10 protein-coding genes are annotated in these 14,985 nt (G+C 38.4%); 5 read left to right on the top strand and 5 right to left on the bottom strand.

Translation table 11 applies throughout. The annotated features are described in order from the left end of the window. Positions 1-182, bottom strand: a 182-nt coding sequence (locus ACOVO2_RS09125) for a hypothetical protein (RefSeq protein ID WP_421769663.1), incomplete at its 3' end; no start/stop codon positions are given. Between the two features lie 144 nt (positions 183-326). Further along, positions 327-1,547, bottom strand: coding sequence for a 4-hydroxy-3-methylbut-2-enyl diphosphate reductase (locus ACOVO2_RS09120; protein ID WP_421769662.1), 1,221 nt, complete (start codon positions 1,545-1,547; stop codon positions 327-329). A gap of 269 nt (positions 1,548-1,816) precedes the next feature. On the opposite strand from ACOVO2_RS09120, the gene ACOVO2_RS09115 reads away from it, so the two are divergent. Together ACOVO2_RS09115 and upp are read left to right on the top strand one after the other, a co-directional pair. Beyond that, a complete protein-coding gene (locus tag ACOVO2_RS09115; protein ID WP_421769661.1) occupies positions 1,817-3,559 on the top strand; it encodes a capsule assembly Wzi family protein in 1,743 nt (580 codons plus the stop codon). 182 nt (positions 3,560-3,741) lie between these two features. After that, positions 3,742-4,386 (top strand): uracil phosphoribosyltransferase, encoded by a 645-nt coding sequence (gene upp, locus ACOVO2_RS09110; protein WP_421769660.1) that lies wholly within the window; start codon positions 3,742-3,744, stop codon positions 4,384-4,386. Positions 4,387-4,480: 94 nt separating this feature from the next. Here the strand turns inward: upp and ACOVO2_RS09105 are convergent, their stop codons facing one another. Then, the gene (locus tag ACOVO2_RS09105) at positions 4,481-5,092 is read right to left on the bottom strand and encodes a DUF4230 domain-containing protein (RefSeq protein WP_421769659.1); all 612 of its coding nucleotides are present in this window, start codon (positions 5,090-5,092) and stop codon (positions 4,481-4,483) included. A 187-nt stretch (positions 5,093-5,279) separates the two neighbouring features. Here ACOVO2_RS09105 and glmM point away from each other — a divergent pair, with 187 nt between their 5' ends. Continuing rightward, positions 5,280-6,683: a phosphoglucosamine mutase gene (gene glmM, locus ACOVO2_RS09100; RefSeq protein WP_421769658.1), complete on the top strand. Its 1,404-nt coding sequence runs from the start codon at positions 5,280-5,282 to the stop codon at positions 6,681-6,683. A gap of 268 nt (positions 6,684-6,951) precedes the next feature. Next, the gene (locus ACOVO2_RS09095) at positions 6,952-9,084 is read left to right on the top strand and encodes a 3-coathanger stack domain-containing protein (protein WP_421769657.1); all 2,133 of its coding nucleotides are present in this window, start codon (positions 6,952-6,954) and stop codon (positions 9,082-9,084) included. Positions 9,085-9,146: 62 nt separating this feature from the next. Here ACOVO2_RS09095 and ACOVO2_RS09090 read toward each other — a convergent pair whose 3' ends face one another. Further along, positions 9,147-9,629 carry a GyrI-like domain-containing protein gene (locus tag ACOVO2_RS09090; RefSeq protein WP_421769656.1) on the bottom strand — a complete coding sequence of 161 codons (483 nt, stop codon included), beginning with the start codon at positions 9,627-9,629 and terminating at the stop codon, positions 9,147-9,149. Positions 9,630-9,728: 99 nt separating this feature from the next. Further along, complete coding sequence (locus ACOVO2_RS09085; RefSeq protein WP_421769655.1) at positions 9,729-11,144, bottom strand: tetratricopeptide repeat protein; 1,416 nt, start codon at positions 11,142-11,144, stop codon at positions 9,729-9,731. A gap of 461 nt (positions 11,145-11,605) precedes the next feature. Here ACOVO2_RS09085 and ACOVO2_RS09080 point away from each other — a divergent pair. Continuing rightward, on the top strand, positions 11,606-14,985 hold a 3,380-nt coding region (locus ACOVO2_RS09080), incomplete at its 3' end, for an alpha-2-macroglobulin family protein (RefSeq protein WP_421769654.1).

Raw genomic sequence — 14,985 nt, 5'->3', positions numbered from 1 at the left:
CGAAATGTTCGATTAAGAATTCCTCGGTAGATACTTCCGAAACGCTCGTAGCACCATTTCCTTAGTTCTCGAATTTCCTTGAAGGATAATAGTTTAAGGCCTTTTTTTAATTCTTTTTCAAACAGTTCTCTCTCAAAACTGACTTTCTCTAAAATCAGTTTTACATACTCAATCATCTTCATAGAACATCTACTTTTTATAATGAACTGATGGGTAACGGAGAAAATGAATGTAAATTTAAAAATAAATTTTTGTACTATCCAAAGATTTTTCAGAATATTTATTAGTAAATTATTTTTCTCTTCTGACCCTTTTTGGCTATATCATTATAACGTAGAAAGCACCTCGTCTATTTCTTTTGTGGTATTAAAAAATGATAAAATTTTCAACAAAACTGCTTCCATCACGGCATCGGGGCAAGAGGCTCCACAGGTGAGCATGATGGTCGTTTTCTCTTTTTCTGCTAAGAATTCGCTCATTACTTCTTGTTTTTTATGTAAATCGTAGCGTTTTATGAGATTTTTATCAAGAATACTTTCGTGCGACTGTATGAAAAACGTGGAGAGTTTCTGCTCACAAAGTTCAACTAAATGCGTAGTATTTGAGCTATTGTATCCACCCACAACTACCGCCAAATCGGCTTCGTTTTCCAATAAAGCGTAGGTAGCTTCCTGATTATCATTGGTTGCGTAGCAGAGTGTATCCCGCGTGTTGGCAAAATAGCGTTCAACTTCAGCTGGCTGAGCTTTGTGGTGCTCCACAATTACCTTTTTCAAGTAATCGGCAATGCCTTGCGTATCCGATGCAAGCATGGTGGTTTGGTTCACTACACCGATTCGGTTTAAATCGCGTTCGGGGTCGAATCCTTCCGAATATTGCCCTGCAAAATCTGTGTAGAATTGCTCTTTAGGAAGTTCACGAATGATGTATTTGGCCAAAAGTTCGGCCTCTTTTAGGTCATTTACCACTACGGTCGGAGCATTTTGCTTGCTGTGCGAAAACGTCGCACGGGTTTCTTCGTGGTTGGGCTTTCCGTGTACCACAATACTATATCCACGCTCACCGATTTGCCCAGCACGATTCCAAACTTTCTCAACAAACGGACAAGTGGTATCGTATTTATATGGGTCTATACCGAGTGAAGAAAGTTGCTGTTGAATCTCAATCGTAGTTCCGAAAGCTGGCACAACTACCGCATCTTCGGGCTTGAGTTCTTGCCAATCGATCAATTGATTTCCCTTCGTATCCATCAGAAACTTTACTCCTTGCGAAAGTAAGTCGGCGTTTACATCAGGGTTGTGAATCATTTCACTCAAGAAGAAGATTCGTTTATCGGGATTTTCGTTGATGGTCTTGTAGGCAATCTCAACGGCATTTTCAACGCCATAACAAAAGCCGAAATGTCGGGCAATCAGAAACTTAATCGAACCAAAATCAAGAACCGTAGGCGTGAAGTCTTTCTTGAGTTTATCCTTAGTCCGGCGGGCCTCTTTGATTTTACCGATGATATTACTCTTATAAATTTCTGGAATGACAAATGATTTCATATTTTTTGGAAGCTAAAAGCCTTTGACCGAAGCCAATCATTAATTTATTTACAAATCTAACAGATGATTTACATATAATGAGGAATTATCTGTATTTTCGCACAATTGAATGGTTGTTAATGGTTGCTGGAAATTTGTTATTGGTTGATTCATTGTTATAAACTTTGTTTCAAAACAATAATTTACACAAACTCCTTATCTCAAACAATTAAAAATCAGCAAGCTAAAGTTATTCATACTCAAAATAACATATTTTAATGGGATTGTGTTTGCTAAAATATCTTAAATCTTCGATTGGCCGCTCGCATGTTTCACCCCTATCAAGCCGATTAAGCATATTTTTTTTATTACTTGTATCAACGCAGTTAAGGCTCTCTGCACAAAGTACCTTTGCACCACTCAACGAAGACTATCATAACCTAATCGAACGCTACGAAATAAAAAGTGGTATTTTATCCAATCTTCATACGACTATAAAACCTGTCAGAAGAAAAGAGTTAGTAAAATTAACAACCGAACTTGAATCGGACGAAAAAGCGAAATTATCTAAAACCGACCGTTTTAATTTAGCCTATCTGCAAAACGATAGCTGGGAATGGCTCGACGATGCCAAACTACAACAAAGTGACAGCAAAAAACCACTTTGGCAACACCTTTTCAGGAAAAAAGCTGATTGTTATAGTACCCAAACCAAAGATATAGACTTTCACGTGAGTCCGATTTTTCAGTTTGCATTTGCGAACGATGATCAGCTTAAAGAAACACCTTACATCAATACTCGTGGAATTGAGCTACGTGGTACACTGAATAAAAAGTTAGGATTTTATTCGATGCTGACCGAAAATCAGATGCTTTATCCTGAATACGTCAGAGAGTACGGACGCCAGTACAAAGCCAATCCGTATGAAGGTTTTACGAAGGTACCCAATGCAGATTCGAGCAAATACCTCACCGATTTCTTTTCTGCCCGAGGCTACATTACTTTCCAAGCTCTAAAAAACATGCACATCCAATTTGGGCATGATAAAAACTTCATAGGATCGGGGGTTCGCTCCATGATTTTATCAGACTTTTCGGCTCCATATTTGCACCTCAAAGTTACGACCAACGTTGGGCGTTTTCAGTACATGAATTTGTTTGCACAGATGATAAACAAGCAAATTCCGGTAGCTGTTGATAATACAGAACAAATCCCCCCAAAATATCTTTCGTTGCACCATTTGAGTGTCAACATTGGTCGAAATCTCAATATTGGTATTTTTGAGAGTATTGTTTTTGGTAAGCGACAAGTAGGATTTGATATCAATTACCTCAATCCGGTCATACTTTTGCGTTTTGTTGAAGGGCACCTCGGAAGTGTCGATAACTCGATTGCAGGAGCTAACTTTAAGTTAAATTTCAAACGCCATTTTTCACTTTACGGACAATTTGTGCTTGACGAATTTAATATAAAGTACTTTAAACAAGATGGCTGGTGGGCAAAAAAATATGCGGCTCAAATTGGCGGACGCTACGTTGATGTACTGGGGATCAAGAATCTTGACTTTCAGACCGAATACAATCTAGTTCGCCCTTATATGTACAGCCACAATTCAACCTACAGCAATTATGTAAACTATAATTTGCCATTGGCTCACCCGCTTGGTGCAAATTTTACTGAACTTCTACTGATAGGGCGATATCAACCAACAGGACGTCTGTTTTTGAATTTTACGGCCATGCTAGCTCAACAAGGCAAAGACTCAAATATCGTCAATTGGGGGGGAGATATCCTACGAAATTATAATTTTGCTCGCCCTTCCGAATACGGCAATGAAATTGGGCAAGGCCGCCGAGTAAACACTAAATTTTATCAACTTGGTGCTTCATATATGATAGCCCATAATTTATTTGCTGATTTAAAAATACAAAGCAGAAACACTAATTTATCGGGTAATACGGCTGACGCACAAAATTTGATTTTTTCGGCAGGCTTACGCTGGAATACGAGCCAAAGATCATTTGTATTTTAGGTGGCTAAATGCAATCCTTAAAATTATGAGCTTCCCAAGGCAGCCGAAAACACGCATCATGAATATCTTATTAGCGTTAGCATCGTTGATTGTAATCTATCATGTATTCAATAAATAGTTGAGTTTTTTTGCAATTTGCCGTTATTCATTCTTATTTATACATTTTACATTATTCACTACTCATGTTTGTCCTTACCGAAAACAACTCTCTGGCCAATCACTTTCTTTCTGAGTTGAGAGACGAAAATACGCAAAAAGACTCGATGCGTTTCCGCAGAAATTTAGAGCGTTTAGGCGAAGTTTTTGCCTATGAAATCTCAAAAACATTGAGCTATCAGAAAAAAGATGTAGGCACTCAGCTTGGGATCAAGCAAACCTACCATATTTCTCAAGAGGTAGTTTTGGTAACAATTCTAAGAGCCGGCTTACCTCTGCATCAAGGCCTACTCAACTATTTTGATAAAGCCGAAAATGCCTTTATTGGAGCCTACCGAGGCAAACATGACGAAAAAGAAGCATTCGAAATAGAAATGGACTATATTACGAGTCCTGATATTCACGGAAAGATTTTAATAATCAGCGACCCAATGCTGGCCACTGGTAAATCTATCGAAAAAGCGTACCATGCTATGCTTCGATACGGTATTCCGGCCAAAACACACATCGTTTCGGCAATTGCTAGCCAGCGAGGCGTTAGATTTATTCAGGCTCGTTTGCCACAGTGCCGCCTATGGGTTGGAGATATCGACACCGAAATGAATTCAAAGTCTTACATTGTACCAGGCTTAGGCGATGCGGGCGACTTGGCTTTTGGCGGAAAGGTATAGATATTCGTTACTGGTTATTAGTTGACTGGTCACTGGTCGATTGATTGGTTTTACCAATGACAAATAACCAGTAACAAGTTTACAAAATAGCCAATTATTTCAACCGCTCTAGAGTTGCTTTCATGCGATACTGAAGCACAACTTTTTTGCCCGAAACATTCTCGAGTAATGGCTTTAGCACTAACTCTGCATTTTTCTTAGTCTGATCAAGAATCCCCATTTCGAGGGCCGATTGTTTGATTTTGGCTTCAGCTCGGGTATACGCTTCATTCATCAATGACTGCTCATTCATGAAAGCATATTCAGTGTCGTAAATTTTTGATTTACTGTGATCTATTCGATAACTACAAAGCTCCGGATCGGGCAAATGCACCACAAGCGTATCGTCTTTGGTAGCAATATCATCAGCGGTAATCTTCGTCAAATCAATACAGCCAATGGCTTCTCCCTGCACAATCAGGATTGCCTTGGGGTTCGGGAGATAATCACGCACAAGTTCCTGCTCGACAACATCTCGAAAGGCAAAATTTGACAACTCAAGTTTACCCAGAAGCGTCATTTCTTTCAATACCATATGATGGGTTGTCTGTACATCTTTAATTATAAAAGGATTAAAGTTTTTGAACTTCTCCCACAAAAAAATCGCTATTGCTACTGTTATAAGCAACACTATTATCTGAATATACCTACTAAGGATTTTCATCATAAATGAATATTAAATAGTCTTTTTTTGTAAATCTACAACATAACAAATACATAAGATCTATTTATTTTTATTTAAAACAATGATAAATAAATAGAAAGGCAGTATTATAAAGTAAATTTAAAATAAAATTTCAAGATGTTTTTCGTATCTTTGTAGAGATTATAAGTAACAAAAAACTCTATTTACAGTGACGCTCATCAAATCAATTTCGGGAATCCGAGGAACTATTGGCGGAAAAAGTGGCGATTCCTTAACCCCCTTAGATGTTGTAAAATTTACTGCTGCTTACGGTTCTTGGCTCAAAATCAACAATGCTGATAAACCCCTCCGTGTTGTAATCGGGCGAGATGCTCGTTTATCGGGCAAAATGGTTGCCGATTTAGTTTCTGCAACGCTCGTAGGAATGGGTTTTCAGGTGATTGATTTAGGTCTATCTACTACTCCCACTGTCGAAATTGCGGTTCCACTTGAAAACGCTCTTGGCGGAATCATTCTAACAGCAAGCCATAATCCAATACAATGGAATGCCCTAAAGCTACTTAATGCTAAAGGCGAATTTATTTCGGGAGCAGATGGCGAAGCACTACTGGCCATTGCCGAAAATGACAGTGCCGAATATGCTGATGTTAAAAGCTTAGGAAAAGTTGAAGTAAACGACACTTACCTACAGAAGCACATCGAAATGATTTTGGCTTTGCCATTGGTAGATAAAGAAGCGATTGCAAAAGCAAATTTCAAAATTTGTGTTGATGCTGTAAACTCTTCGGGCGGAATTGCGGTTCCGATGCTCTTAGAAGCTCTGGGCGTAAGCGAAATAAAAAAAATAAATTGCGAACCTACGGGTGTTTTTGCTCATAATCCTGAGCCTTTACCAGAAAATCTGAGAGAAATTTCGGGCGAACTCCGTAAGGGAAGCTATGATTTGGGTATCGTGGTTGACCCTGATGTTGACAGATTAGCGTTTATCAACGAAGATGGCGAACCATTCGGAGAAGAATATACGCTTGTGGCAGTAGCCGACTATATTTTGCAAAATACTCCTAATAAAGAAAACCTATCGACGGTTTCTAATCTATCATCAACCTTAGCACTAAAAGATGTCACTGTTAAAGCGGGTGGAACATACTATTCGGCAGCTGTTGGCGAAGTCAATGTAGTGACTAAAATGAAAGAAGTTGGTGCAATCATTGGTGGTGAAGGAAACGGCGGAATCATTTATCCTGAATTCCATTATGGCCGTGATGCCCTCGTTGGAATTGCGTTATTCCTGACTCATCTGGCTAAGTTTAATAAACCAATCGGTTTCTTAAGAAATACGTATCCGAACTATCATATAGCAAAAAAGAAAGTTGAGCTCACAACTACTTTGGATGTGGATAGTATCTTAGAAGATATAAAAGCAAAATATGATCGTTATCCGATTAATACCGAAGATGGCGTAAAGATTAATTTTGAGAAAGAATGGGTCCATTTACGTAAATCGAATACTGAGCCTATTATCAGAATTTATGCCGAGTCAGAATTTGAAACTACGGCCTCAAACCTTGCAGATAAAATTATCCGCGACATCAAAGAATTTATAGCTCAATAATATTATTTATTGAAATAAAAAAGATAGCTTAAAAACATCTAATGATGTTTTTAAGCTATCTTTTTTAGTATTTTCATACCCAAAACACCCCTATTTATTATATCTCTCCACTGGGTGTTATTTCTTCTCTGAGAGTTTTGGCATTGAATTTGTGGCTTTTATAAATACCGATAATTCGCTATTTATAAATGATTGTTTTTGGCAATCGTACAATTATTTTTTTATTATGTTTAAGAAAAAAAGAAGCCCCAGATTTATAAAAACTATCATGTTTTTGATAGTATGTATGCGAGTGACTGGACAGGGTTTTCCAACAAGCCTTGAATGGCAGAAATGCTATGGTTGGAATGATTATTATGGGGACGAGGGTCTAAAAATAATTCAAACATCCGATGGAAATTATGCTGCAATTGGCAAAAAGAGTTTGGCAGGGAATGAAGGTGTATGGGCTTCGAAGATAGGCCCGGCTGGAAACATACTCTGGGAAACGACCATCTCTGATAAATTTGCTTATACTGGTTTTAGAGGGCAAGATATTATTTCTAATCCTGATGGAAGCTATATTTTACTATCAAAGATAAATAACTATTCAAAGCTTCGGTTTAATAGCAGCCAGTCTATGACTGTTTCGGACATTGGCAATAAAGGGAACTTCGATATTTTAGTAACAAAACTCGATGCCCAAGGTAAGATGGTGTGGTTTAAAAATTATGGCGGCGATGGAGAAGATACACCAATTAAGATTTTACCAACCAATGATGGCAACTTTATGCTTCTTGCGTACACTGGTTCGCCCGGAAATGGCGATATTGCCAACTCAGGTAAAAATACAGTTGGCTTCAATCAGGATCTATGGATTGCCAAATTAGATCAAAACGGAAGTATTCTTTCAAAAAAATGTATTGGAGGTAGTGGTGATGAAGTTGGTTCTGACATGAAAAAAACTTCTGACGGAAATTTCATTATTGTAGGTTACTCTACATCAAATGATGCAGATTTTGGTACGAATAAAGGTGGACGCGATATTTTAGTGACAAAAATTGACAACTCGACAAACGTTATTTGGAAAAAAACATTTGGTGGCTCGCAAAGAGACGAGGCTAGACGCGTCGTTGCACAGCCTAATGGTGATATTATTATTGGATTGACCTCAAACTCATTCGACAATGACCTAGAATTTACCCCCAATAATGTATTTCAAAATAATTTTGAGGATAACATTTGGTTGGTTAAACTAAATGCCAGTGGTGATATCCAGAGCAAAAAAATATTTGGGGGCTCTGGCCGTGACGTATTAAATGACCTTATAGCCACACGCGATGGTAATTTAGTAGCTGTGGGTTCTACGAGGTCGAACAATGGCGATATTCAAGATCGTAATCGCATTCCGAGTAATAACAATGCTGCTTTCGATGTTTTTATGATGAAGGTAAGCAGCAATTTAGATTTTTTTGGTTCGAAAACGCTTGGTGGCTCAGCCGATGACGAAGGGAATGGAATTGTAGAAACAAATGAAGGTGCATTTATCAGTATCGGTACTACCCAATCAATGGACGGTGATATTGTGGGCAATCATTACAGCTCTCAGAATAATAGAGATATTTTGCTCACTAAAATTAATTATCACTGCGAAACTAACATTGTAACTTCAGCTAACCTGAGGGCAGTAAATTCTGATATAGTTGCTTCTGAATCAATCATTACCTCCGATGTAGTAACCCAAAATTCATCAATCCGATATGGAGCAAATAAAAGCATTGATATCAATCCTGGGTTTGATAATGATTTAGGAAATACCATTGATTTTAATCTTAATGGATGCACAAATAATGGAGTGGTGAATTCAAATCCGATTCAGATAAAAGTAAATAATGAGTGCAGAGAAGGCGGAATGAAGTTTGAATTTATGCCATTTACTCCAAGTACAGACTTAGGGCAATATCAAATTTCTGTTCAAAACCTTGACCCAAAAATTGAATTTAACTTCACTGGCAATACACTAATTACTAAGAATAATCTTCCAAACAATAGTATTGCATATTTTGTGGTAAGGGTTACGAAAGATGGCTATGGCGACTTTGAATATCAGAGCTATACCAGCACCTGCGAACACGATGATGCTCCGATAAACTGCCCTGAAAATGACCGAGACGTAATACTGGATAAAGATTATTATGATGTTGGTGAGACTTTCACTGCAAGGTGGACAGGCACACTTCTACCAAATCAGGAATTATTTTGGTATAATGAAAATATTGAAATCATCTCAAAAACTGCCACGACGCTAACAGCTAAAATAAAGGCATTTCCTGCTCATATTCAGGCCCAGCCAGGCACACTACCCGATGGTTCTCGTCCGTGTCACGGCTCAACGAGGGTCGAATTTAGAGGTAAAAAGTAAAACAATATAACAAAGAAAATCCCCGATCGCTTGGGGATTTTTTGTTTCAAACATATCAAGACTTATCGTTTTCGTATCGGAATCCAGACTTCTTCTTCCGAATCAGGGCTTTCGTTTTTGTATTTTTCTCCTAAAAGCTCAAAATGCTCTCGGTCATCAATCTGATAGGGTGAGTTGGGCAACCAAACCGCAAAAATCTCGTAGAAAGTTTTCTGAAAATCAAGCGAACTACCTTTGTGTAAGAAAACTGCATAAAGTCCACCTTGCAAAGTGTAAGTCTCCATTGTTTCTGGAATATCCGCAAATTCGCTTACTTCAACTGCCGCCCACTTCGTGAAACTCTTGGCTGGATTAAAATCTTGAAAATCAAAAACCCCATCATAGATTTGCATCGAATATAGGTCGGAGCCTATTTTGTTTGAAATATCTTTACGTTGTGGCATAAAACTACGCCATAATTCGCCAGTTCGGTTGTTGATATAACTCATTTCAAGGCTCTTACCGATGAGTTTCTTTGGAGGTAATGTTCTGATTTCTGGATTCATGCAATTGCATCTTGATTGACTCGACAATATACAAAAAAAAACACGAAGAGAAATTCCCTCCGTGCCTTAGTCTTATAGAGTTAGGTTTGTTAGATTGTATTATTTTCCGTACTGCTGCTCAATACTGGCCCGTATCAGCCCCGTAATCCAAGCGGTATCGGTGCCATTTACAAATACAATTTCTTTTACGCCAAGCCCTCTGGTAACCTCATTCGTAAACGAATAAACCAAGTGTGCCGCCGAAATAATATCTTCATCACGTGGGAAAATATTATTATTAATTTCTTGAATCCGGGCATCTGCATAGCTTCTAATCGCCTCATCCTTGATGCGAGTTAAATCTGGATTTCGGAGTGATGTAATATCGGTTACAGATTTTGTTTTGAAGTTATTGATCACGAAGCGATTCATACTAATTACTGTTTCTTTAGCACTATCGGGCGACATCAACATGTTGGCCACATAGCTTGCACCACCAAACAAATACACTCTTTTACGACGTTTCATTTCGGGGCGGCGTTCATCAAACTCTCGTCTGATTTGTAGCGTAAGGTCTTTGGTTTCGGCATCAATGGCTGTTACGTATTCTTGCAAATTCTTAGGGTCATATTTCTTTTCGATAGACGACGCATAAGTTTTGGTACCCGGAAATTCAATACCTAACATTTTTGGAGCATCGCCAGGCTTTGCACCTCTTACATAATAACCTCCTTTTGTGTTTCCACTACCAATATCAATTACAGTAGAAGTATACCAAAGCGACTGCGGAATTGCCCCACGGATTGTCATTTCTGCTTCACGGATATAATCAACTACTTCAATTTTTTGGTTTGGATTGCCGAGAGCTAATTGAATCTCATCTTTTAAAACCGTGGTATCGGCCTGAATTCTACCCACCAAACCACTACTAATTGCAATAATTACACGGTCAGAAGGAATTCCGAAAGTAGCCAAGGAGTCAATCACAAAGCTTTTAATCGCTCTCGCACCTTCTTTATAGGCATTGAGGTTTTTTACACCCATGTTAATGTTGGCGTTCTTAAATTTCTTTGTCACCTTAAACTCCAGTTTTTTAGTTTTAGGATTAAGTTTTGCACCCAAAACACTCAGTTTTATGCCCGTTGCACCTACGTCGATTCCAGCATAATATTCTTCTTTGTTATCGGCACTCGACATCAATTTCTGGATTGCTTTCACACTGGCCACATAATTGGCTTTTTGATAAATATCTAAGGCTTTTGCAAAATATTTCTGAGCTTCCGATTGCTCGTCATGGTCACGATAGAGCAAACCTAAATTTTCATAAGCAGCAGCTTCCCAGTATTTTTGGGTAGGAAATTTGGTAGTAATTAAGTTTATAGCTTTGGTAAGATAATACTCCGAAAGGTTATATTCATCTACTTCACGGTAAGTGTTTCCGACTTTTATGTAACGCAGGGCTTCATCCAAATCTTGCGAAAACGAATTACTGAAAAAACAGCACATCATTGATAGAGCGAGGAAAATTTTCTTCATAGTGTTAGTAAAATAATTTAAAATAAGTACAATTTATAAAAGGCAACTCAAAGTTCAGACATAGAAATACCGTGATATAAGTTTTGAAAAACTATACCTTTTAATCTTTCAAGGGTTACTAAACGATTAATTTATACGACCAGCAAAATCTATTTTAGAAGAATATTTTGGAAAGCGGCTTTTCGTTCTCTTGGTATAAATTCCGAAAAGGTAGTTCGCAAAACTAAGTAAAAACCTATTGAACTGCAAAGCCTTTTATCAATTTAACCCAAGCTTTTTTTGATATTTTTTTGAAGAATTTCCTTTACTGTATTCTTATAAGGTTTTGTAGAATTTTTCTAATACATTGAAGGCAATTATATCCATCATACTCTCACAAAAATAATTTTGATAATCCGCTACAATTTCACGAACTTCCCACGTTAATACCCTCGAAACCTAAATCAATCTTCTATTTGCCCATGAATCCTCTAATTTATCGCTTAAAAGCCAAAAGCTTTGTGCGTGTGCTCGTTTTCTCATATCTCATCACTCAAATTTCATATCTATTTACTGGCTGTTCAAAACTCAACGAAGTAAGCGTAGCCGCTCGAAACTTTGAAGATGAAATTCAACTAGCTCAAAACTTAGTTTTTACTTTCAACAAAGACTTGGTTTCTGATGCCGACTTGGAAACTTGGCAAGCCGTTGAATACGTAAGAATTGAACCGAAGGTCGAGGGAGTTTTTAAGTGGTCGGCCAAAAACGAATTGGTGTTTTCGCCATCGAATGGTTTCAAGGGAGCAACCAATTATAAAGCTGTACTTACCAAAAACCTTTTGAGTAAATCGGCTACTAAAAATTATGGTTTAGATAATGAATCTTTCGAGTTTCATACGCCCTACCTAAAACCCGAAAAACTCGAAACCTACTGGATGAAAGGTACTGATAATAAGCCAGTTGCAAAAGTAAAAGTCGATTTTAATTATGCCGTGCAGGAAACCGATGTTGCGAATCTGCTAAAAGTGCAGCTCGAAGAAGCGGATGCTAAATTTAGCTTAAACAGCACGCCCAACGACCCAAAGTTAGTTCTGGCTCTTGAGAATGCACCTTCACTAAAAGATGAAAGTTCGCTCAAAACCATTATCGAAAAAGGTGTAAAAATTGCAGGGAGTGCAGGTTCTACCCAAGAAAAAATTGAATTGGAAGGCGTTTTACCTTCACCATATAATGTAAAAGTGGTTGATATTGAAACAGGTTTCGAGAAAAACCAAGGTTTTGTGAAAGTTATCACGACCCAACAAATTTCGGGCGATAACCTAAATGATGCGTTCAAAATCGAGCCAGCCGTTGAAACCCAAACCGAATTGACCGAAAACGGCTTTATCATCAAAGGTTTTTTCAGTGCCTCGGAAGCATATACGCTGACTATAAAAGACAATCTTCGCGGTACACTCGGAGCAAAACTTGATGGAGAAGTAACCAAAGATTTGTTTTTTGGAGAAATGCCCGCAAGTATCGAATTTACGAGCAAAAAAGGTTTGTATTTATCATCAAAAGGTAGTCGAAATGTAGGTATTCGCATAACGAATATTCCAAAAGTAAAACTCAAGATTGTGAAGATTTACGAGAATAATTTACTCTCATACGTGCGAAATAACCGCTACGAAAACTACGATTATGATGGCGAAGAAAGCCGAGTAAACGGCTTTAACTACGGCACTGACGACCAAGGAATTTATAGCGATGTAATCGTTGACCGCACCATCGAAACTGGCAATTTATCGAAAGTTCACGGGGTTTCGGTGCTGAATATGCCAATGCCAGAGCAAGACAAATTGCGTGGGGTTTATTTGGTCAATCTTAATTCAAATGATGAATATTATCAGAATGCTACCAAACTCGTTTCGGTATCTGATTTAGGAATTATTGCCAAGAAATCGGCCGATGGTGACCAGCTAATGGTATTCGTCAATTCAATCATTGATGCCGAGCCAATTGGCGATGTTGAGATAAAACTTGTTTCGACCAATAATCAAATCATGGAAACGCAAAAGACTGATAGTAAGGGTGTTATTGTATTTGAAAAACTCAAAGAAAAGGCCCCGAACTTCAAGTTGGCCATGATTACGGCTCGCACCGAAGACGATTTTAATTATATGCTACTCGAAGATACGCAGGTTGAAACCTCACGCTTCGAGGTGGAAGGCAAAAGAGCCAATTCAACGGGTTTTGATGCTTTTGTTTATGGCGACCGTGATATTTATCGACCGGGTGAAACGATTCATTTCAATACCGTTGTGCGTGATGCCAAATGGTCTTCTGCGGCAGATATTCCTTTGAAAATCAGACTTATTTTGCCCAATGGTCGTGAATTTAAATCTTTCTTGAAAAATACCAACGCACAAGGAGCAATCGAAACTTCGATTCCGCTCGACCGTGCCGCTGTAACGGGTACTTACGCCATCGAAATTCTTAATGGAAATGATGTTTTACTTACCTCAAAATCCATCAGCATCGAAGAGTTTATGCCCGATAGAATCAAAGTTGACGTTTCGGCAAAAGACACCTATAAAACAGGCGAAACCGTAAATTTGGTAGCAACGGCAACCAATCTTTTCGGCCCGCCAGCATCGAACCGAAACTATGAAATGGATTTTAGCCTCAAACGCAAAGCATTTAATGCCAAAGGTTTTGAGAGCTATTCATTTGATATTCAGAATGATACAAAATTTGAACATGATGTTCGTCAAGGCTCAACCGATGAAAATGGTTTGGCCAAACAAGCTTTTCAAATCGCCGAAACTTACCAAGATATGGGCGTGTTAGAAGGAAAAGTTTTCGTTACGGTTTTTGATGAAACGGGTCGCCCGCTCAATCGGGTAAAAAGCTTTGATGTTTTCACGCAAAATACTTTTTATGGTATTGCTTTACCTGATTATTATGTGGGTACGCACGTGCCGATGACGATTCCACTCGCTGCGGTTTCGACCGATGGAAAACCTAAATCGGCAAAAGCTGAGATTTCTGTCTATCGTATTGAATATCAGACAGTTGTTGAGAAAACTGATGGTATCATTCGTTATAATTCTAAGCGACAAGAAAAACTCGTTCAGACCAAAGAAGTAAGTTTTTCGGCAGGAAAATCGTCGATAAAATTCATTCCACAAGTATCTGGCGAGTACGAAATTCGTATTGCCCAAGCGGGTGCAAAAAGTTATGCTTCACAAGGTTTTTATGCGTATGGCTATGGAAATACGTCGAGCAGCTCGTTTGAAGTCAGCAACGAAGGACAAGTTTTGATGGAATTTGATAAAGAAAAATACGAAGTGGGCGACAAAGCAAAGGTTTTGATGAAAACGCCTTTCACAGGAAAAATGCTCATAACCGTTGAAAAAGGAACAGTTTTAGAACATTTTTATGTAGAAACCGATAAGAAATCAGCCGAAATCGACATTAAAATTACCGAAGAAATGTTGCCAAACGTCTACGTAACCGCAACGCTCATTCGCCCAATGAAAGGAACGGACATGCCGCTCACGGTGGCTCATGGTTTTGCCCCGATGAAAGTCGAAAAACCAGCCAATCAATTACCAGTTGAGATTGTGGCGGTGAAAGAATCTCGCTCGAAACGCAAGCAAAAAGTTACGATAAAAACCAAAGCCAATACCGAACTCACGATTTCGGTGGTTGATGAAGGTATTTTGCAAATCAAAAACTTCAAAACACCCGATATTTACAATTATTTCTACCAAAAACAGGCTTTGGAAGTAAGCAGCCACGATTTATATCAATTCCTTTTCCCTGAGTTATCGTTGGCAAGCAGTAGCACGGGTGGTGATGGGTATAATCTCGAAAAACG

This window comes from Emticicia sp., from assembly GCF_049241225.1.
In the GTDB taxonomy this organism is placed as follows: domain Bacteria; phylum Bacteroidota; class Bacteroidia; order Cytophagales; family Spirosomataceae; genus Emticicia.
This window is presented reverse-complemented; position numbering and strand designations above follow the sequence as displayed.

Excerpts from the sequence above, each read along its gene's own strand:
- upp (WP_421769660.1), top strand. The coding sequence starts at position 3,742 with ATGTTTGTCCTTACCGAAAACAACTCTCTGGCCAATCACTTTCTTTCT.
- ACOVO2_RS09090 (WP_421769656.1), bottom strand. The coding sequence starts at position 9,629 with ATGAATCCAGAAATCAGAACATTACCTCCAAAGAAACTCATCGGTAAG.
- ACOVO2_RS09095 (WP_421769657.1), top strand. The coding sequence starts at position 6,952 with ATGTTTTTGATAGTATGTATGCGAGTGACTGGACAGGGTTTTCCAACA.
- ACOVO2_RS09105 (WP_421769659.1), bottom strand. The coding sequence starts at position 5,092 with ATGATGAAAATCCTTAGTAGGTATATTCAGATAATAGTGTTGCTTATA.
- ACOVO2_RS09085 (WP_421769655.1), bottom strand. The coding sequence starts at position 11,144 with ATGAAGAAAATTTTCCTCGCTCTATCAATGATGTGCTGTTTTTTCAGT.
- ACOVO2_RS09120 (WP_421769662.1), bottom strand. The coding sequence starts at position 1,547 with ATGAAATCATTTGTCATTCCAGAAATTTATAAGAGTAATATCATCGGT.